Source organism: Pseudomonas sp. MF6767, from assembly GCF_016405475.1.
In the GTDB taxonomy this organism is placed as follows: Bacteria; Pseudomonadota; Gammaproteobacteria; order Pseudomonadales; family Pseudomonadaceae; genus Aquipseudomonas; species Aquipseudomonas paracarnis.
The window spans coordinates 60,734-78,326 of sequence record NZ_JAEKCY010000016.1; the positions used below are offsets into that span (position 1 = coordinate 60,734).

Genomic DNA, 17,593 nt, shown 5'->3' on the forward strand with positions numbered 1-17,593 from the left:
TTGCCTGCGATAGCGGTGTGATAGTCACCACCGCCATCGCGGGCAAGCCCGGCTCCCACATTGAGCGGGGTTGGTTATTAAATCAGCGGCGAGTCAGAGGCTGTTCAGCAAACTTCACTGCGGCCAGTCCATGGGCAATCAACGCCCGGATATTGCCATGGTCACTGCCCTCAGGCGTCGCCACCACCGACCGGTAATGCTCACCAAACGCCAGCAGTGCTTCCTTATCACTCAACCCTTCCAGCAGCGCCAAACCCAGGGTCTTGCACGACCCTTCATTCTGCCCAGCGGCATTTTCCACACCGCCGTTGATGAAGGCTTGCGGCTGGTAGTCGTAACCCGCCGCGACGAACGCCAAGGTATCGGCAAAGGCGTGTTCGCCGCTGTTGAGGCTGGCGCGCAGGGTGTTCAAATCAGTCATGAGGCTTTCCTTTGGCGAACGCGGCCTGTTGGTCTGCGTTGGCTTCTTGCTGGTATTGGGCTTTCCACTCGGCGTACGGCATGCCGTACACCACTTCACGCGCGTCATCGAGGCTGACCTCGATCTGGCGTTCGTCGGCCTCGGCCTTGTACCACTTGGACAGGCAGTTGCGGCAGAAGCCGGCGAGGTTCATCAGGTCGATATTCTGCACATCCTTGCGGCTGTCCAGGTGGGCCACCAATCGGCGAAAGGCGGCGGCTTCGAGTTCGAGGCGTTGTTGGTCGTTCATAGGGCTCACTTAGTATCAGCGGCTGGCGGCCAGAGTGATCGAAACCGACTCGGCAAAGCGCAGCGCGTGGGGCTTGTCCACTTCGACTTCGGCGTACAGCACCGATTCGTTGCTCATCACCAGGTCCAGCAATTCCTGGGTCAGGCGCTCCAGCAGGGCAAAGCGATTGCCTTCGACGTGAGCGATGATGGCCTTGGTGATGGTGCGGTAGTTCAGGGCGTGGTCGATGTCGTTGTCACGCACGGCTTCCTGGGCGGCATACAGGATGGTCAGGTTGATCAGCACATCCTGCTTGTTGAGGATTTCGTCCTCGTTGATGCCGATAAAGGTGCGCAGGCACAGGTCCTTGACCCGGATACGCGCCATGCCTGGTTGAAGTTGTGGCATTGCTACTTGCTCCGTCCAATCAGTTGCAGGAACTCCATGCGGGTGGTGTTCGACTCGCGAAAGGCGCCGAGCATCACCGAGGTGTTCATGGTTGAATTCTGTTTCTCCACGCCGCGCATCATCATGCACATGTGCTTGGCTTCGATCACCACCGCCACGCCGGCGGCCTGGGTCACGTCCTGGATGGCGTCGGCGATTTGCCGCGTGAGGTTCTCCTGGATCTGCAGGCGCCGGGCGAACATGTCGACAATGCGCGCCAGTTTTGACAGGCCCAGCACCTTGCCGGTCGGAATATAGGCCACATGGGCCTTGCCGATGAAGGGCAGCAGGTGATGCTCGCACAACGAGTACAACTCGATGTCCTTGAGGATCACCATCTCGTCATTGTCGGACGCGAACAGCGCGCCGTTGACGATTTCCTCCAGATTCTGCTCATAGCCATGACACAGGTACTGCATGGCCTTGGCGGCACGCTTGGGCGTATCGAGCAGGCCCTCGCGCTGCGGGTCTTCGCCCAGGCCCTTGAGGATCTCGCGGTAGTGGTGGGGCAGGGATAAGGTCATACAACATCCTCGTAAACGGCTTACTTGATATGCCGCCCACCGTTGACGGTCAGGGTGGTACCGGTGACATAGGGATTGTCCAGCAGGTAACGCACGCTCTGGTAGATCACCTCGGGCCCGGGTTCGATGCCCAGGGCCGACTTGGCCAGGACCTTGGCGCGATAGGCCGCGTCATCGCCTTCGTTGAACATCACCATCGCCGGTGCGATACCGTTGACCTTGATCAGCGGCGCGAACTGTGCGGCAAACGATAACGTGAGGCTGTCGAGCCCGGCCTTGGTGGCGCAATAGGCGATGTGCTGCTGGCTGCCCTTGCGCACCACGTCATCGCTGATATGCACGATATCGGCGGGTGTCGAGCGTTGCAGCAAAGGTGAACAATGCAGGTTGATCAGATACGGCGCAAGCATGTGCACGCTGAACATGTCGATAAAGGCACGGCTTTCGTCGCCCAGGGTTTCGGCGACCCAGGCTGAAGCGTTGTGGATGATTGCTCGCAGGCTTTGAGTATGGGTTTTGACTGCGGCAATGAAAGCCAGCACTCCGGCTTCGCTGGAGAAATCGGCAAACACGCCGATGGCACCGCGCTCACGCAGCGCCTGCACGCCGGGGCGTTCGCTGCGGTAGCTGAACATCACCGCTTGGCCTTCATCCAACAGGCGCTCGGCACAATGCAGGCCGACACGCTGGCCGGCACCGGTGATCAGGATCGGAGCGTTGGTTGCATTCATGGGAGGCTCAAGTCGCTGGCAGGCTCAAACTATACCAGCGCGCCGGCCTCCCTGTACTCAAGCGGCGGCTTCAGTGACTTTGCGAGGGGGCGAAGGGTGCAGCCAGTTCGCCAGCAGATGGGTCGACAGCGGTATAAAGAAATAAACCATCAACGGGGTCAGGGCTGCGGTGCTCACCAGTACGCGGCTGAACAGGTCCAACTCGCTGAGCAGCGGCCCCAGGCCGAAGTTGAACAGCAACGATACCGGGAAAAAAGCCAACCAGATGGCCACCGCCTGTTTCCAGCGTGGCGGGCGGGCACCCGCTGCGCCGAACCAGCCATCGATACCGCTGACACGGTGTTCCGACGGGTTGGCAAATAGCTCGCTGCCACGGCTCAGCCACGCGCTGCGCGAAGCGGAGAACTCCCATGCGTGCAAGGTCTTTTCATCGGCGAAGCGGAAGATGATCTGGAATTCATCATCATGGGGTGGTGGCGCCAGCACGCCGGAGCCCAGGTAACCGGGGAAGTCAGTCGCCAATTGCTCGCCTTCGCGCAGCCAGGCCATCAGTTCTTCGTAGCGACCTTTGGCCACGCGGCGCGCAACCATCAGGGTGACGGGTGAGGTAGACATCGTATATCTCCAAATCAGCAAGTGCGCCGAGCCGGGTAGGCGGCGCACGAACGAAGCTGCGGGGTGGTGCAGCGACGCAAAAGAACAGGCAAGGATTATTCCGGTTTTGCCCAAATACGCCAGAAACTTCGGATGGATCGCCGTAGATCTTGAATCATGCAGTTCAATCGGCGTTAAATAGGATCCAAATTCATACAAGTTTTTTGACTGCTGATGCCTGAAATCACTGCGCCTCTTCGCGAAACGACACCCGACAGCCACACTGACTGCGAGGGCCTGTTTCCGATTCGTGAAGTGGCAAGACTCACAGGCGTGAACCCGGTAACGCTACGTGCCTGGGAGCGTCGCTACGGTTTGATCCAGCCTGTACGCACCGAAAGTGGGCACAGGCTTTACTCAAGCACCGATATCGAAACCGTGCACCGCATCCTCGACTGGATCGAGCGTGGCGTAGCGGTGAGCAAAGTCGGCAAGCTTTTGGCGCGCGACCCACAGCCCAACGAGCCGGCTACAGCGTCACGCAGCGATACCGAGCTGGAGTGGCGCCAATGGCAGGCGCAACTGCGGCAGGCCATCAGTGCCTTTGATGATCGTGAGCTCGACCGGTTGTACGGCCAGATCTTCAGCGTCTATTCGACGACCGTGGTGTTCCAGGACATTTTGGTACCGCTGTGGCAGCAATTGTTACGTCACCAAGGCCGCTTTGGCCAAGCCAGCGAGTGGCTGTTCTTCGACAGTTTCCTGCGCTCGCGCGTCGCACGGTGCCTGCAAATGGCCTGTGCCTCGCCAGTGCCCAGGGTGTTGCTCTCAGCCATTGCCGGAGAGTGCCGTGAGCTGGAGTTGCTGGTGGCGGGCTTGTTGATGTCGAGCGAGAAACTGGCGGTCAAGGTCCTGGGCGTTGGCCAGCCACTGGATGAGTTGACGCTGATCTGCGAGCGCACTCGGCCGCAAGCCCTGGTGCTGTTTTCCAACCATGCCCCTGGCGCAGAGTTGGCGTCACGGCTCAATCGCCTGGCCTTCACCCTCGATTGCCCGTTGTTGCTGGCTGGAGAGGCGTCAGAGCTGGCAGAACTCAGCCTGGAGGGGGCATCGATTGGTTGCCTGGGCAATGACGGGCGCTTGATGCCGCGCCGCTTGCAGCAACTGCTCAGCGGCCATCTGGAGTCTCAGGCATGAACGTGAGGATGGACCAGGCGATGCTGGTGCAGGATGAACTGGCGTAACCGTTCGATCTCATCAGCATCGCTTTGGCTCAGGCGGTAGGCGAACAGGCCGCGGGCGGTTACCCGCTCCAGCGTACCGCGCAGGGCGATGCGTTCGTAGCCGGAAGGGCTGAACCATAGGGAAAACGTCTTTGGCGGTTTGACCCGGCCACGCACCTCTACCAGCACCCCTTTGAATGACACTTCGTGCACCCACAGCGCGCTGGAGTAGCCCTTGATGTTTTCCAGCGCCACCGGCGTTTCAAGCGCCAGGCGCCACGGGCGGATCATCGGCCCATCTTCAAAAATGCTCGGTACGCCCAAGCGTAAATGCACAGCATGAAACTCATCTTCCACCAAGTGCAACGGGAAGGTGAGTTGCTGGTTGTCGAACTGCGCCTGGATGGTGACCTGGTCGTGAGCCGCTAGCCGCGTGAGCAGATCGCGAATCTGTGCGCCGCCATTAACCGTCAGGCTCGACCATGCATCCCGCAGGTTGAGCTGCGGGTTGTGTGTCATGTCCTGGATAAAATCCAGCTCGTCCTGCGTCAATAGCGTGTCGCGTTGCATTGATCTGGCTCAAGGCTGAGGCATTAAAAAGCCATTATCGCTCTAAAGACCGCATTTTTTACAGTTTGTTAAATCCACTCGTCGCCTTGAGTGCGGCGAGCTCGCTCTTGAGCTCGGCCAACTGAGCTTCCAGTTGGGCGACACGCTGTTGTGTCTTGACTTGAGTGGTGACGTCTTTCTGCACACCGACGAAATAGGTTTGCTTGTCGACCTCGTTGTACACGGTCGAAAGCGATAGCTCGTTCCAGAAAGGCGTGCCGTCCTTACGGTAGTTACGCAGGATCTCTCGGCAGGTGCCGCCGCTGTCGAGTGCATCACGAATGGCGATCAAGGCCGGTTGGTCGCGGTCGCCCGCCTGCAGGAAGCGGCAGTCCTGATAGAGGATCTCGTCCAGCGTGTAGCCAGTCATCCTTTCGAAGGCCGGGTTGACGTAGATCAGTGGTTTCTCCCGGCCTTCGCGCTCGGCAACAACGATTCCGTCGTTGGACGCATTGACGACCATTTGCAGCAGTTTGGCGTTAATCATAGAGCGGTCCATGGCCTGGTTTTGACCTTGCCAGTTTATGGCAAGTCTGGAATGTTGCACGGTGCGCACTGAAATATTGGCACGGGCTGCTAATATCCCACGCTTTCACTCAACTACAGGATCAGATTGATGAAAGTCGCCATCCTCTCCGGCTCGGTCTACGGTACGGCTGAAGAAGTCGCTCGCCACGCGGAAGAAATCCTCAAGGACGCAGGTTTCAACGCCTGGCACAACGCGCGTGCCACGCTGGCAGACGTGCAGGCCTTTGCTCCCGATGCATTCCTGGCAGTGACCTCGACCACCGGCATGGGCGAGCTGCCCGACAATCTGCAGCCTCTGTACTCAACCATCCGCGACCAACTGCCCGCCGCCTGGCGCGGCCTGCCGGGAGCGGTCATCGGCCTGGGCGACGCCAGCTATGGCGATACCTTCTGTGGCGGCGGTGAACAAATGCGCGAATTGTTCGCCGAACTGGGCATCCGCGAAGTGCAGCCGATGCTGCGCCTGGACGCCAGCGAAAGCGTCACCCCGGAAGCTGACGCCGAGCCTTGGCTGGCCGATTTGATCACCGCGCTGCGCGGTTGAACCCCAGGGAGCGCCGTTATTGACGGCGCTTGTTTGACACGTATTTGTACTATTCTCTTGACTGACTCGCTCAGTCATCAAGCTGGCTGCCAAGGAAACTCCTTGCGCCTCGGCGTCTGACTAGACTGGCTCTCACTTTAGATACCATAAGAAGTGCGCCAAGGAGGTCATTGCCATGAGCCTAGCCCCTGCACCATCGCCACAAAACGTCAAAGCCCAGGTCAGCGCCGCCGAATGGCAAACCCGCGTGGACCTCGCGGCCTGCTATCGCCTGGTGGCCATGCACGGCTGGGATGACCTGATCTTCACGCATATTTCGGCCAAGGTGCCGGGCACTGAAGATTTCCTGATCAACCCCTATGGGCTGATGTTCCATGAGATCACCGCGTCGAGCCTGGTCAAGGTTGACCAGGCCGGCAATAAGCAAATGGACAGCCCCTACGAGATCAACCCTGCGGGCTACACCATCCACAGCGCCATCCACGAAGTGCGCCACGACGTGACCTGCGTGCTGCACACCCACACCGCTGCCGGCGTGGCGGTGTGTGCGCAAAAGCAGGGTGTATTGCCCATCAGCCAGCAATCGCTGTTTGTGCTCTCCAGCCTGGGCTATCACGCCTATGAAGGCGTGGCGCTCAATCATGAGGAAAAGGCCCGGTTGCAAGCGGATCTGGGTCCGAACAATTTCCTGATGCTGCACAACCACGGCCTGCTGACCTGCGCCGGCACCATCGCCGACACCTTCCTGATGATGTTCACCTTCCAGCGCGCCTGCGAGATTCAGGTACTGGCCCAAAGCGGCGGCACTGAGTTGATCGCCATCGAGCCGCAGATTCTCGCCGGTGCCAAGGCGATGGTGGCAGCTGTCACAAAAAGCGCCCAAGGTATGGGCGGTGCTCTGGCCTGGCCGGCACTGCTGCGCAAATTGGATAATCAGGACCCCGGGTATAAAAGCTGATGCCACTCGCCGAGATACCGCTCAGAGCCTGGCGCAAGCGCGGCCAGGACTTCGTCTTTCGTGGCCACACCGTGCGCTATTGGGTGGCCGGGCAGGGCGAGCCGTTGCTGCTGATTCATGGTTTCCCCACGGCCAGTTGGGACTGGCACTACCTGTGGCAACCCCTGGCCCAGCGCAACCTGGTGATTGCCTGCGACATGCTCGGCTTTGGCGACTCGGCCAAACCTTTGGACCACGACTATTGCCTGTTGGAACAGGCCGATCTGCAACAGGCGTTGCTTGAGCACCTGCGCGTAGAGCAGCCGGTGCATGTGTTGGCTCATGACTACGGCGACAGTGTCGCCCAGGAATTATTGGCCCGGCATTACGAGGGGCGGTTCCAGATGGCGAGTTGTGTATTTCTCAACGGCGGGCTGTTTCCGGAAACCCATCGGCCGGCGCTGGTGCAAAAGCTGCTGCTCAGCCCGTTGGGCTGGATGATCGGTCGGGCCTTTGGGCGCAATGCCTTGGCCAGCAGTTTCAACCAGATCTTCGGCCCCCAGACGCGGCCCAGTGAAAGCGTGCTGGATGATTTCTGGAGTTTGATCAGTTGCAACGACGGCCCGCGTATCCTGCACAAACTGATCGCCTACATCCCCCAGCGCCGTCGTCTGCGCGAGCGCTGGCTCACGGCCATGCAGCGAGGCGAAGTGCCGCTGCGGGTGATCGACGGCGAAGTAGACCCGATTTCCGGGGCTCATATGGTCGAGCGCTATCGCCAACTGGTGCCCCAGCCCGACACGATAAGACTGGCCAATATCGGCCATTACCCCCAGATCGAGGCGCCGGTCCAAGTGCTCAAGCATTACCAGGCGTTTCGTGAGCGCATCAGCCAGCTTTCACCGCGCGCGGCCTATTCCTGAGCCTGCGCATCATCCCGCTGCCTTATCAAGCACCATTCAGCCCTGGCCGTCTTTATTGTGACCAAAGGCTGCTTGCGTGACACTCTGCCTATTCCCATTGTCGCCAGCGGAGTTCGGTATGAGTGAGTCAGTGCAGTTCCAGGATAAGGTGGTGATCGTCACCGGCGCCGGTGGTGGCTTGGGCCAGGCCCATGCGCTGCTGTTCGCCAGGCACGGGGCCAAAGTGCTGGTCAACGACCTGGGGGGGTCAACCCAAGGCGAGGGCGCCAACGCCTCGGCGGCCGACCGGGTGGTGGCGCAGATCCGCGCGGCGGGCGGCATTGCCGAAGCCAACCATGACTCCGTCACCGACGGCGACAAGATCGTACAGAACGCCCTGGATGTCTTCGGCCGGGTCGACGTGGTGGTCAACAACGCCGGCATCCTGCGCGACAAGACCTTCCATAAAATGGATGACAGCGACTGGGACCTGGTTTACCGGGTGCACGTCGAAGGCGCCTACAAAGTCACCCGCGCCGCCTGGCCGCATTTGCGCGAGCAGGGTTATGGCCGGGTGATCTTCACGGCGTCGACGTCCGGTATCTACGGCAACTTCGGCCAGTCCAACTACGGCATGGCCAAGTTGGGCCTGTATGGTTTGACGCGTACCCTGGCGCTGGAAGGGCGTAAGAACAACATCCTGGTCAACGCGATTGCCCCCACCGGTGGCACACGCATGACCGAAGGGCTGATCCCGCCGCAGGTGTTCGAGCGCCTCAAGCCGGAACTGGTCAGCCCACTGGTGGTGTATCTGGGCAGTGACGCCTGTGAGGAAACCGCAGGCTTGTTTGAAGTGGGTGGCGGCTGGATCGGCAAGACACGTTGGGAGCGCAGCCTGGGTGTGGGTTTTGATCCCGAGGCCGGTTTTTCGCCGGAGGATGTGGCCGCGCACTGGCAGCAGATCTGCGATTTCGAAGGGGCTGCGCACCCCAAGGACAATATTGAGGCGCTGAAGGAAATGATGGCCAACTTGCAGAAGTTCAGCCTCTGATCATTGCCGGTAAATCAATGAATCCCACGGGGCGTCGATGACGCCCCGTTTTATTGCAGGCATAAAAAAGGCCGCTGCATAGGCAGCGGCCGAAGTAAGACGTTGGATCAAGGAGCGACAAATCAACGTCAGTGAACACCGGGAACAGACTGATTACAGGATCAATCCGTTATAAATCAGCTTTTCACCCCAATGCGGGAGCGGACCGTTTGCCCTGAAAGCCAGGCAAGAATAATCGGTTGTAACAGAATGAGTAATAGCAGTTCGGGACAAGGACTGTTACCAAATCGGCAATAATTGCCCGGCACCATCGATGCCTCTGATAAGCCTTCATCCATCGCATGCATGGCCCGGTCCAGCGCCCGGCCAGAGAACCCCGTCATCCTTTCGAGCGACAACACGAATACCTCCTTGGTGCGCTTATCGCCCCTCAAGGGCGGCAGTAGGGTGGAGCCTTCTGTCACTCACCGGGGAAGACGCATGACAAAAACAATAATGCGCGCCATCTTCACGCCACAGGCGCTGGCCACTGCGGTTGCGCTGGGCTGCTGTGCCCAGGCGCAGGCTGTTTCGTTCAACATCGGCGAGATCGAAGGGCAATTCGACTCCTCGCTGTCGGTCGGCGCCAGTTGGGGCATGCGCGATGCCGACAAAAGCCTGGTCGGCACGGTCAATGGCGGGACGGGCCAGGCGTCCACTGGAGATGACGGGCGCCTCAACTTCAAGAAGGGCGAGACCTTCTCCAAGATCTTCAAGGGCCTGCACGACCTTGAGTTGAAGTACGGCGACACCGGGGTATTCGTGCGTGGCAAGTATTGGTACGACTTCGAGCTCAAGGACGAAGACCGCGAGTTCAAGCCCATCAGCGACCACAACCGCAAGGAAGGCGCCAAGTCCAGCGGTGCGCAGATCCTCGATGCCTTCGTCTACCACAACTACTCCCTGGGCGACCTGCCCGGCACCGTGCGCGCCGGCAAGCAGGTGGTCAGTTGGGGCGAAAGTACCTTTATCGGTAACTCCATCAACAGCATCAACCCGATCGACGTGTCGGCGTTCCGCAGGCCCGGTGCCGAGATCAAGGAAGGCTTGATCCCGGTGAACATGCTGTTTGCCTCCCAGAGCCTGACCAATCAACTGACCGTGGAAGGTTTCTATCAACTGGAATGGGACCAGACGGTGCTCGACAACTGCGGCACCTTCTTCGGCGGGGACGTGGCGGCGGACGGTTGCACCAATAATTACACCGTGGGCAGCCCGGCGATCCGACCGCTGCAACCGGTGGCGGCTGCCTTTGGCCAAGGGTTTGGCGTGACCAATGAAGGTGTGATTGTGCGGCGTGCCGGTGACCGCGATGCGCGCGACTCCGGCCAGTTCGGCGCAGCCCTGCGCTGGCTGGGCGATGACACTGAATACGGCCTGTACTTCATGAACTACCACAGTCGCACACCGACCGTCGGCACCCTGACCGCCAATACTAACCTGGCCACCATCGGGCGCATCATCAACACCGCTAACGCCCTGGCGCCCGGTTCCGGGGGCGGTTTGGCGCAAAGCACCATGCTCGGCCGCGGCCAGTACTACCTGGATTACCCGGAAGACATCCGCCTGTTCGGCGCCAGTTTCTCCACCACCTTGCCCACGGGCACGGCGTGGACCGGCGAAATCAGCTATCGGCCCAATGCGCCGGTGCAGCTCAACACCACCGACCTGACCCTGGCCCTGGTCAACCCCATTGCGGGCCAACTCGCCTCACCCATCCGCAGCAATTTCGGCGATGACAACAAAGGCTATCGCCGCAAGGAAATCACCCAGATCCAGAGCACCATGACCCAGTTCTTCGACCAGGTACTGGGCGCCGAGCGCCTGACCCTGGTGGGCGAAGCGGCGGTGGTGCACGTCGCCGGCCTGGAAGACAAAACCAAACTGCGTTACGGCCGAGACTCGGTGTACGGCGCCTACGGTTTTCAAGGTGACACCGACGGTTTTGTCACCTCCACCTCGTGGGGCTACCGGGCGCGGGCGATCCTTGACTACAACAACGCCATTGCCGGTGTGAACCTCAAGCCCAACCTGTCCTGGTCCCATGACGTCGCGGGCTACGGCCCCAACGGCCTGTTCAACAAAGGCGCCAAGGCCATCAGCGTCGGCGTGGATGCGGACTATCGCAGCACCTACACCGCAAGCCTGAGCTACACCGACTTTTTTGGCGGTGACTACAACACCCTGACCGACCGCGACTTCCTCGCCCTCAGCTTCGGCGTGAACTTCTGATCTGGCTTAAAAGAAGGACAAGACCCTATGCGTAAGATGATTGCAGTGTTGGCCCTGAGCGTATTGGCCGCCAACGTAATGGCGGCGGTATCGCCCGAAGAAGCAGCCAAGCTCGGCACTTCCCTGACCCCGGTCGGCGCCGAAAAAGCCGGCAATGCCGATGGCTCGATCCCGGCCTGGACCGGTGGCATCCCCAAGAATGCAGGCACGGTGGACAGCAAGGGCTTCCTCTCCGACCCCTTCGCCAACGAAAAACCGCTGTTCGTGATCACCGCCGCCACGGTGGACAAGTACAAGGACAAACTCTCCGACGGCCAGGTGGCGATGTTCAAGCGCTACCCCGAGACCTACAAGATCCCGGTGTACCCCAGCCACCGCACGGTCAACTTGCCGGCGGACATTTACGAGTCGATCAAGCGAAGCGCCCTGAATGTGAAGGCGATCAACGATGGCAACGGCCTGGAGAACTTCACCGGCAACCGTTACTACGCGTTCCCTATCCCCAAGAATGGCGTCGAGGTGCTGTGGAATCACATCACCCGTTACCACGGCGGCAACCTACGGCGCATCATCACCCAGGCCACGCCCCAGACCAATGGCAGCTACACGCCGATCCGTTTCGAAGAAGAAGTAGCGGTGCCGCAAGCCATCCCGGATATCGACCCGGCCAAGGCCGCCAACGTGCTCAGCTATTTCAAGCAATCGGTCACCGCGCCGGCGCGGCTGGCGGGCAACGTGCTGCTGGTGCATGAAACCCTCGACCAGGTGAAGGAACCGCGCCTGGCCTGGATCTACAACGCCGGCCAGCGCCGTGTGCGGCGCGCACCGCAGGTGTCTTACGACGGCCCGGGTACCGCCTCCGACGGCCTGCGCACTACCGACAACTTCGACATGTTCTCCGGCGCACCCGACCGTTATGACTGGAAACTGGTGGGCAAGAAGGAGATGTACATCCCTTACAACAGCTACAAGCTCGATTCGCCGAGCCTCAAGTACGACGACATCATCAAGGCCGGCCATATCAACCAGGACCTGACCCGTTATGAGTTGCACCGCGTGTGGGAAGTGGTCGGCACCGTCAAGCCCAGCGAGCGGCACATCTATGCCAAACGCCATATGTTCATCGACGAAGACAGCTGGCAAGTCGCCCTGGTGGACCACTACGACGGCCGCGGCCAACTGTGGCGCGTTGCCGAAGGCCATGCGCAGTTCTATTACGACCACCAGGTGCCGGCCTACACCGTGGAAACCCTGTACGACCTGATTGCAGGGCGCTACATCGCGCTGGGCATGAAGAACGAGGAGAAGAGCAGCTTCGTGTTCGGCTTCGCGGCCAAGGCGGCGGACTACACCCCGGCTGCACTGAGATCGGAGGGCGTTCGCTGATTCCACACCTAAGTGAGGTTGAAAATGTGTGGCTTGCCTGCGATGGCCATAGGTATCTACACAACTTTGGGGCGACGCTGGACCTGTGGCGAGGGAGCTTGCTCCCGTGACGGCCTGACAGCAGACGCATCTCTACCTGACACCCCAGGATCCAAATGTGGGAGCTGGCTTGCCTGCGATGACGGCCTTCCAGCCGACACAGCTATACCGAGTACATATCCATTCCTGCGGTAACGGCCACTTAGGGTTCCGCTTTTACAGCGGCTCACTTTTGAAAAGCGCAAAAGTAAGCAAAACGCTCTTGCCCCACCACTCGGCACCTCGCTTAGGCTCGGTGTGCCCGTAATCCGCCAGTGATTTGGGGGGCCGCCGCCACGCGCCATCCATGGCGCGGGGCGGCTAAACCGGCATCCCTGCCGGTTTAGCCCCCCAAATCACTGTCGAATTCCGGCCAGCGTGGTTTAACGGGGCGCCTAAGATCAAAAGCAGATCAAGAGCGGCTCGCTTCGCATCGTGGTTACCGTTGAGCTTACAGAGTTATGTAGATACCTATGGCCATCGCAGGCAAGCCAGCTCCAACACTGAAGGGCGTATACCTTGGTTTTTATGGTCTTCAATCAACCCGCTGAATACTTCTTCAACAACCGCCAACCACAGGTCTAGGGTGACGCAACAATAAAAACAGCAGGATGCAGCAATGACCGCCATGACCCGCTGCCTGGACCGTCCTGGATTTATGCCACGGCTGTCCGCCCACCATGCGTTGCGTGCGCGGCTGACTGTGCCTCTGCTGACGGCGCAGGCGCGGGTAAGGTTGCTGTGCGCACCGGGAGGCAGTGGCAAGAGCGCGTTGCTCGCCGAGTGTGCGCTGCAGGCGCCGAAGGGCTGTCAGGTGGTGTGGATGCCACTCAACGGTGCCGCGCTCAGCCCCTTGGAATTCTGCGCACGGCTGGCGCAGCAGCTTGGCTTGCCGTTTGTGGATGAAGCCACGTTATTGCTCGACTTGGGCCGTTGGCCACACACCACGTGGTTGTTTCTGGATGATTTCTGTCGCTCACCTGCGCCTGAGCTGGATGCGCTGCTGGACCGTTTGCTCGCCGCTGGCAGCCCGCAGTTGACCTGGTGGCTGGGCGCGCGACGGCGCCCGTTGTGCAATTGGCCACGCCTGTTGCTCGACGATGAGTTGCTGGAGTGCAGCGAGTTGTTTTTCAGCGCTGAGGAAGTCGAGCAACTGCTCGCCCCGGGGCATACCGTCGACAGCGTGATGCATTTCAGCGCCGGTTGGTGCGCCGGTGTGCGTATCGCCTTGTTGGGCGACGGCCACCCCGACAAGACCCTGCTCGATTACCTGCAGCATGAGCTGTTCAACACCTTGTCGGCGCCATTGGCTGAGGCTTGGCGCGTGCTGGCCCATCTGCCGCGTTTCAACCTGAACCTGTGTGAGTACTTGTTCGGTGGTGGTGACGGCGCTGAGCATTTGCGCGAATTGCAGGCACTGGGTGCGTTTATCCAGCCCTGGGAAGACACCAGCGACTGGCTCCACATTTTCCCACCGTTGGCGCGACTGCTGCGCGACGAACCCTGGCCGGCCAAACGCTCCTGGCACCGACGCGCGTGCCAATGGTTCAGCGCCGAGGGTGACTGGCAGGCCGCGTTCGAGCAGGCGTTGCTGGCGCAGGAATATGAAGTGGCGGTGAGCCTGTTGCAGCACTTCAGTTTCGAGGATTTGTTTCGCCAGCAGAACGCCGTGCTGCTGTTGCGCCTGCATGAACAGCAGGGCGATGAATTGATGTTGGGGTCGGCGCAACTGGTGGGGCTGCTCACGGCCGCGTTGTTGTTTGCCGGGCGCTTCGAACAGGCGGCCTTGTGCATCGACCAACTGGCCCGGTTCGCCCCGCAACCGACGCCCGCCGCGCAGCGCTATCTGCTGGCGCGCTGGCAGGCGCAGTGGGGCTGGTTGCTGCATTTGAGCGGCGACGCCGAACGCTCCCGCGAGCACTTTCTCGAAGCCCTGCAAGCGTTGCCCGACAGCGCCTGGACATCGCGCCTGATGTGCCTCTCGGGCCTGACCCAGCAAGCCTTGTTGCGCGGTGAGTTGGAGGCCGCCCAACGCTTGAACCGTGAAGCGCTGTGCCTGGCCCGGGTCCACGGTTCGCTGGTATTGGAGGCCCTGCTGGAGTTGGACCACGCCCAATTGCTGGAGCAGCGTGGCGCGCCGTACCGGGCGCAAAGCCTGTTGGAAACGGTGCAAGCGATGTTGGCCGGGCAACGGCTCAACGCCGGGCCGTTGGTGGGGCGTATTGTTCTGCGCCGCGGGCATCTGGCCTTGCGTCAGGGCCAGGACGGCCTGGCCGCCGAATGTTTCGAGGCCGGCTTGAGCATGTGCCTGCAGAGCCAGGACAAGCGCGTTCTGTACGGCTTTCTGGGCCTGGCGCTATTGGCGGCCAATCGTGGCGACTACGCGCAGGCCTTCATTCAATTACGCGACGCCGAACGCCTGATGCAGCAGCGCCATGTGCCCGACACGGTGTACCGTGCGGTACTGCTGTTGGTCAGTGGGCACTTCTGGTTGCAGCAAGGCCGCGCCGAATTGACGGTGCAAGCCGTGCGCCGGGTGTTGCGCCACTTTCGCGGGCCTTGCGCCAAGCAGGCACCGCCGGCCACCTTGGAGCTGATCCCGCGCCTGGAATATTTGCTGGTACTGGCCGAGGTCAAGCTGGGCTGTGCCGAGCAACCTATCGCACGGCTCAATGCCTTGCTCGACACCTCACGGCAACGCGGCATGCTTTGCCTGGAAACCGAATTGCACCTGGTGCTGGGTGAAGTGACCTGGCAGCTTGGCGACCCGGCGTTGGCGCGTCGGTCGCTGCAAGCTGGCTTGGCGCTGGCAGAGCGTTGCCAGGTGCAGCAGGCGGTCCGCGAGTTGCGTTTACGCGCCCCGGGACTTTTGAGTGAGCTGGGCCTGGAGCCCCAGGCCGCGCCTGCCGGGGCGGCGCAGAACCCGCTGAGCCAGCGTGAGCTGGAGGTGCTGCAACTGATCGCCCTGGGCAACTCCAACCTGGAAATCGCTGATCGCCTGTATATCTCCCTGCATACCGTCAAGACGCATGCGCGGCGTATCCACAGCAAACTCGGGGTAGAGCGACGCACCCAGGCGGTGGCCAAGGCGAAGACGTTGGGCTTGATGGTCTAGGCGCAGAATGCTTGGCGGTATTGGCCCGGCGTGGCGCCCATGGCGTGGCGAAAGCGCTGGTTGAAATGACTGGCGCTGGAAAAACCGCACAGCAAGGCCAGCTCACTGATCGGCAAAACGCTGCTGCGCAGCAGGTTTTTCGCTCGCGCCAGACGCCGTGCCAGCAGGTATTGATGGGGCGGCACGCCGAAGCTTTGGCGGAACATTCGGGCGAAATGGTATTCGGACAGCGCGCACATGGCGGCCAACTGGCCGAGGCTGATGGCGTCTTCCATATGTTGATCGATGTACTCCACCAACCGCCGCCGTTGGTGCGCGGCCAACCCGCCTTTCAAGCGCAAGCCTTCGCGGGCGCCGACCTGGTTGAGCAAGGTATGGCTGAGCAGTTCGTGGGCCAGGCTGCTGGTCAGCAGGCGCTCGCCGGGCTCGTGCCAGTTGAGGCTGACCAACTGGCGAAAACGCTGGGCCTGGAATGGGTCTTCAAGGAAGGTGCCCTCGCGCAAGTGCAACTCCCGTGGCTCCCGGTCCAGCAGGGTGACGCAGCCGAGGGCAAATTGTTCCGGGCTGAAATACAGGTGGGCCAGGCGAATATCGCCATTGATCACCCAGGCCGACTGATGCTCGGCCGGCAGGATGCACAGTTTGTCGGGGCCGCCCTTGAGGCCCGGCTGATCACGCCGAAAGGTGCCCGTGCCACCCCCGATGTAGCAGGACAAGGTGTGATGGCTGGGGGCCTGGTAATCCTGGGCGTCATGGTGGTTGCTCCACACGGCAGCAGCCAACCCGTCACCGAGCTCGGCGCAGGCTTGCAGGCGTGCGTGGGGCGAGCGGTTGAGGGCTTGGAAGACGTGCAGCGATTGCAGCTCTGGCATGGTGTGTTCTCCGACACCCCGCATCCTACGCTCCACGGCTGGCGCTGTGAGCCCATCGCCCGACAAAAGCGCAAGAATGTGCAAGAGCCTGCACGGGGTTGAAGGCCACACTGTGGCTCAATCGACGGAGCCGGCTATGAATCTTTTCCTGTATCTACTCACGGTACTCATCTGGGGCACCACTTGGATCGCCCTCAAATGGCAGTTGGGCGTGGTCGCGATTCCTGTGTCGATTGTCTATCGCTTCGGCCTGGCCGCTCTGGTGCTGTTCGTGCTGTTGCTGCTCAGCCGCAAGTTGCAGGTGATGAACCGGCGCGGGCACATGATCTGCCTGGCGCAGGGGCTGTGCCTGTTCTGCGTCAACTTCATGTGCTTTCTCACCGCCAGCCAATGGATCCCCAGTGGCCTGGTGGCGGTGGTGTTCTCCACGGCGACCTTGTGGAACGCGCTCAATGCCCGGGTGTTTTTCGGCCAGCGGGTGGCGCGTAACGTGCTGATGGGCGGGGCGCTTGGGTTGTTGGGGCTGGGCTTTTTATTCTGGCCGGAGCTGGTTGGGCATACCGCCAGCCCGCAAACCTTGTTGGGCCTGGGCTTGGCCCTGCTGGGCACCCTGTGCTTCTCGGCGGGCAACCTGTTATCGAGCCTGCAACAGAAGGCCGGGCTCAAGCCGCTGACCACCAACGCCTGGGGCATGGCCTATGGGGCGGCGATGCTGGCGACCTATTGCGCACTACGTGGTATTCCCTTCGAGATGGACTGGAGTGCGCGGTATATCGGCGCGCTGTGGTACCTGGTAATCCCAGGCTCGGTGATTGGTTTTACCGCGTATCTCACCCTGGTGGGCCGCATGGGGCCGGAGAAAGCGGCGTATTGCACGGTGCTGTTTCCGGTGGTGGCGCTGAATGTGTCGGCCGTGGCCGAGGGTTACCAGTGGACGGCGCCGGCGTTGATGGGGCTAGTGCTGGTGATGCTGGGGAATGTGCTGGTGTTTCGTAAGGCCCGTGCGCTCGATTGTTCCCACGCTCTGCGTGGGAATACCGCTCGGGACGCTCCGCGTCCGCTCTCGAGGCCATGATGCGGAGCGTCGGGTGA

General features: G+C 61.0%; 19 protein-coding genes. 9 read left to right on the plus strand and 10 right to left on the minus strand.

Annotated features, from left to right (window positions below; translation table 11 throughout):
- Positions 1-82: 82 nt before the first annotated feature.
- The 6 genes from JFT58_RS22445 to JFT58_RS22470 are packed head-to-tail and all read right to left on the minus strand — an operon-like array spanning position 83 to position 3,006.
- Positions 83-421 (minus strand): HopJ type III effector protein, encoded by a 339-nt coding sequence (locus tag JFT58_RS22445; protein WP_054896975.1) that lies wholly within the window; start codon positions 419-421, stop codon positions 83-85.
- Positions 414-710, minus strand: coding sequence for a DUF1244 domain-containing protein (locus JFT58_RS22450; RefSeq protein WP_032879544.1), 297 nt, complete (start codon positions 708-710; stop codon positions 414-416). The genes JFT58_RS22445 and JFT58_RS22450 overlap by 8 nt, the downstream gene beginning before the upstream one ends.
- Before the next feature lie 15 nt (positions 711-725).
- Positions 726-1,097, minus strand: a complete 372-nt coding sequence (gene folX, locus JFT58_RS22455; protein WP_003194073.1) for a dihydroneopterin triphosphate 2'-epimerase — start codon at positions 1,095-1,097, stop codon at positions 726-728.
- 2 nt (positions 1,098-1,099) lie between these two features.
- Positions 1,100-1,660, minus strand: a complete 561-nt coding sequence (folE, locus tag JFT58_RS22460; RefSeq protein WP_003194072.1) for a GTP cyclohydrolase I FolE — start codon at positions 1,658-1,660, stop codon at positions 1,100-1,102.
- A gap of 20 nt (positions 1,661-1,680) precedes the next feature.
- On the minus strand, positions 1,681-2,391 hold the full coding sequence (gene folM / locus JFT58_RS22465) for a dihydromonapterin reductase (RefSeq protein ID WP_054896974.1): 711 nt from the start codon (positions 2,389-2,391) through the stop codon (positions 1,681-1,683).
- A 57-nt stretch (positions 2,392-2,448) separates the two neighbouring features.
- Positions 2,449-3,006 (minus strand): hypothetical protein, encoded by a 558-nt coding sequence (locus JFT58_RS22470; protein WP_054896973.1) that lies wholly within the window; start codon positions 3,004-3,006, stop codon positions 2,449-2,451.
- A 213-nt stretch (positions 3,007-3,219) separates the two neighbouring features.
- Here JFT58_RS22470 and JFT58_RS22475 point away from each other — a divergent pair, with 213 nt between their 5' ends.
- Positions 3,220-4,182, plus strand: a complete 963-nt coding sequence (locus JFT58_RS22475) for a MerR family transcriptional regulator (protein ID WP_054896972.1) — start codon at positions 3,220-3,222, stop codon at positions 4,180-4,182.
- Here JFT58_RS22475 and JFT58_RS22480 read toward each other — a convergent pair.
- Positions 4,173-4,778 (minus strand): hypothetical protein, encoded by a 606-nt coding sequence (locus tag JFT58_RS22480; RefSeq protein WP_034128738.1) that lies wholly within the window; start codon positions 4,776-4,778, stop codon positions 4,173-4,175. The genes JFT58_RS22475 and JFT58_RS22480 overlap by 10 nt on opposite strands.
- A 58-nt stretch (positions 4,779-4,836) precedes the next feature.
- Positions 4,837-5,304 (minus strand): PAS domain-containing protein, encoded by a 468-nt coding sequence (locus tag JFT58_RS22485; RefSeq protein ID WP_198834608.1) that lies wholly within the window; start codon positions 5,302-5,304, stop codon positions 4,837-4,839.
- 129 nt (positions 5,305-5,433) lie between these two features.
- Between JFT58_RS22485 and JFT58_RS22490 the strand changes: the two genes are divergently transcribed.
- The 4 genes from JFT58_RS22490 to JFT58_RS22505 all read left to right on the plus strand — a co-directional run bounded on the left by JFT58_RS22490 (position 5,434) and on the right by JFT58_RS22505 (position 8,779).
- On the plus strand, positions 5,434-5,889 hold the full coding sequence (locus JFT58_RS22490; protein WP_014719876.1) for a flavodoxin: 456 nt from the start codon (positions 5,434-5,436) through the stop codon (positions 5,887-5,889).
- 175 nt (positions 5,890-6,064) lie between these two features.
- Positions 6,065-6,847, plus strand: a complete 783-nt coding sequence (locus JFT58_RS22495) for a class II aldolase/adducin family protein (RefSeq protein WP_054896970.1) — start codon at positions 6,065-6,067, stop codon at positions 6,845-6,847.
- Entirely contained in the window at positions 6,847-7,749 is a 903-nt protein-coding gene (locus JFT58_RS22500; protein WP_054896969.1) for an alpha/beta fold hydrolase, read from the plus strand. The genes JFT58_RS22495 and JFT58_RS22500 overlap by 1 nt, the downstream gene beginning before the upstream one ends.
- Before the next feature lie 118 nt (positions 7,750-7,867).
- Positions 7,868-8,779, plus strand: a complete 912-nt coding sequence (locus tag JFT58_RS22505) for an SDR family oxidoreductase (RefSeq protein ID WP_034128734.1) — start codon at positions 7,868-7,870, stop codon at positions 8,777-8,779.
- 176 nt (positions 8,780-8,955) lie between these two features.
- Here the strand turns inward: JFT58_RS22505 and JFT58_RS22510 are convergent, their stop codons facing one another.
- Positions 8,956-9,180: a hypothetical protein gene (locus JFT58_RS22510; protein WP_140915249.1), complete on the minus strand. Its 225-nt coding sequence runs from the start codon at positions 9,178-9,180 to the stop codon at positions 8,956-8,958.
- 79 nt (positions 9,181-9,259) lie between these two features.
- Here JFT58_RS22510 and JFT58_RS22515 point away from each other — a divergent pair, with 79 nt between their 5' ends.
- The 3 genes from JFT58_RS22515 to JFT58_RS22525 all read left to right on the plus strand — a co-directional run bounded on the left by JFT58_RS22515 (position 9,260) and on the right by JFT58_RS22525 (position 15,629).
- Complete coding sequence (locus JFT58_RS22515; RefSeq protein ID WP_014719872.1) at positions 9,260-11,050, plus strand: DUF1302 domain-containing protein; 1,791 nt, start codon at positions 9,260-9,262, stop codon at positions 11,048-11,050.
- A gap of 27 nt (positions 11,051-11,077) precedes the next feature.
- A complete protein-coding gene (locus JFT58_RS22520) occupies positions 11,078-12,436 on the plus strand; it encodes a DUF1329 domain-containing protein (protein ID WP_054896968.1) in 1,359 nt (452 codons plus the stop codon).
- A 697-nt stretch (positions 12,437-13,133) separates the two neighbouring features.
- On the plus strand, positions 13,134-15,629 hold the full coding sequence (locus tag JFT58_RS22525; protein ID WP_054896967.1) for a LuxR C-terminal-related transcriptional regulator: 2,496 nt from the start codon (positions 13,134-13,136) through the stop codon (positions 15,627-15,629).
- On the opposite strand, the gene JFT58_RS22530 is transcribed toward JFT58_RS22525, so the two are convergent.
- Complete coding sequence (locus JFT58_RS22530; protein ID WP_054896966.1) at positions 15,626-16,501, minus strand: helix-turn-helix domain-containing protein; 876 nt, start codon at positions 16,499-16,501, stop codon at positions 15,626-15,628. The genes JFT58_RS22525 and JFT58_RS22530 overlap by 4 nt on opposite strands.
- Before the next feature lie 136 nt (positions 16,502-16,637).
- Between JFT58_RS22530 and JFT58_RS22535 the strand changes: the two genes are divergently transcribed.
- Positions 16,638-17,576, plus strand: coding sequence for a DMT family transporter (locus tag JFT58_RS22535; protein ID WP_054896965.1), 939 nt, complete (start codon positions 16,638-16,640; stop codon positions 17,574-17,576).
- Positions 17,577-17,593 lie beyond the last annotated feature (17 nt).

Coding starts and splice junctions, on each gene's coding strand:
- JFT58_RS22520 (WP_054896968.1), top strand. CDS start 11,078: ATGCGTAAGATGATTGCAGTGTTGGCCCTGAGCGTATTGGCCGCCAAC.
- folX (WP_003194073.1), bottom strand. CDS start 1,097: ATGCCACAACTTCAACCAGGCATGGCGCGTATCCGGGTCAAGGACCTG.
- JFT58_RS22480 (WP_034128738.1), bottom strand. CDS start 4,778: ATGCAACGCGACACGCTATTGACGCAGGACGAGCTGGATTTTATCCAG.
- JFT58_RS22515 (WP_014719872.1), top strand. CDS start 9,260: ATGACAAAAACAATAATGCGCGCCATCTTCACGCCACAGGCGCTGGCC.
- folE (WP_003194072.1), bottom strand. CDS start 1,660: ATGACCTTATCCCTGCCCCACCACTACCGCGAGATCCTCAAGGGCCTG.
- JFT58_RS22450 (WP_032879544.1), bottom strand. CDS start 710: ATGAACGACCAACAACGCCTCGAACTCGAAGCCGCCGCCTTTCGCCGA.
- JFT58_RS22525 (WP_054896967.1), top strand. CDS start 13,134: ATGACCGCCATGACCCGCTGCCTGGACCGTCCTGGATTTATGCCACGG.
- JFT58_RS22490 (WP_014719876.1), top strand. CDS start 5,434: ATGAAAGTCGCCATCCTCTCCGGCTCGGTCTACGGTACGGCTGAAGAA.
- JFT58_RS22485 (WP_198834608.1), bottom strand. CDS start 5,304: ATGATTAACGCCAAACTGCTGCAAATGGTCGTCAATGCGTCCAACGAC.
- JFT58_RS22475 (WP_054896972.1), top strand. CDS start 3,220: ATGCCTGAAATCACTGCGCCTCTTCGCGAAACGACACCCGACAGCCAC.
- JFT58_RS22505 (WP_034128734.1), top strand. CDS start 7,868: ATGAGTGAGTCAGTGCAGTTCCAGGATAAGGTGGTGATCGTCACCGGC.
- folM (WP_054896974.1), bottom strand. CDS start 2,391: ATGAATGCAACCAACGCTCCGATCCTGATCACCGGTGCCGGCCAGCGT.
- JFT58_RS22470 (WP_054896973.1), bottom strand. CDS start 3,006: ATGTCTACCTCACCCGTCACCCTGATGGTTGCGCGCCGCGTGGCCAAA.
- JFT58_RS22495 (WP_054896970.1), top strand. CDS start 6,065: ATGAGCCTAGCCCCTGCACCATCGCCACAAAACGTCAAAGCCCAGGTC.
- JFT58_RS22445 (WP_054896975.1), bottom strand. CDS start 421: ATGACTGATTTGAACACCCTGCGCGCCAGCCTCAACAGCGGCGAACAC.
- JFT58_RS22530 (WP_054896966.1), bottom strand. CDS start 16,501: ATGCCAGAGCTGCAATCGCTGCACGTCTTCCAAGCCCTCAACCGCTCG.
- JFT58_RS22535 (WP_054896965.1), top strand. CDS start 16,638: ATGAATCTTTTCCTGTATCTACTCACGGTACTCATCTGGGGCACCACT.
- JFT58_RS22500 (WP_054896969.1), top strand. CDS start 6,847: ATGCCACTCGCCGAGATACCGCTCAGAGCCTGGCGCAAGCGCGGCCAG.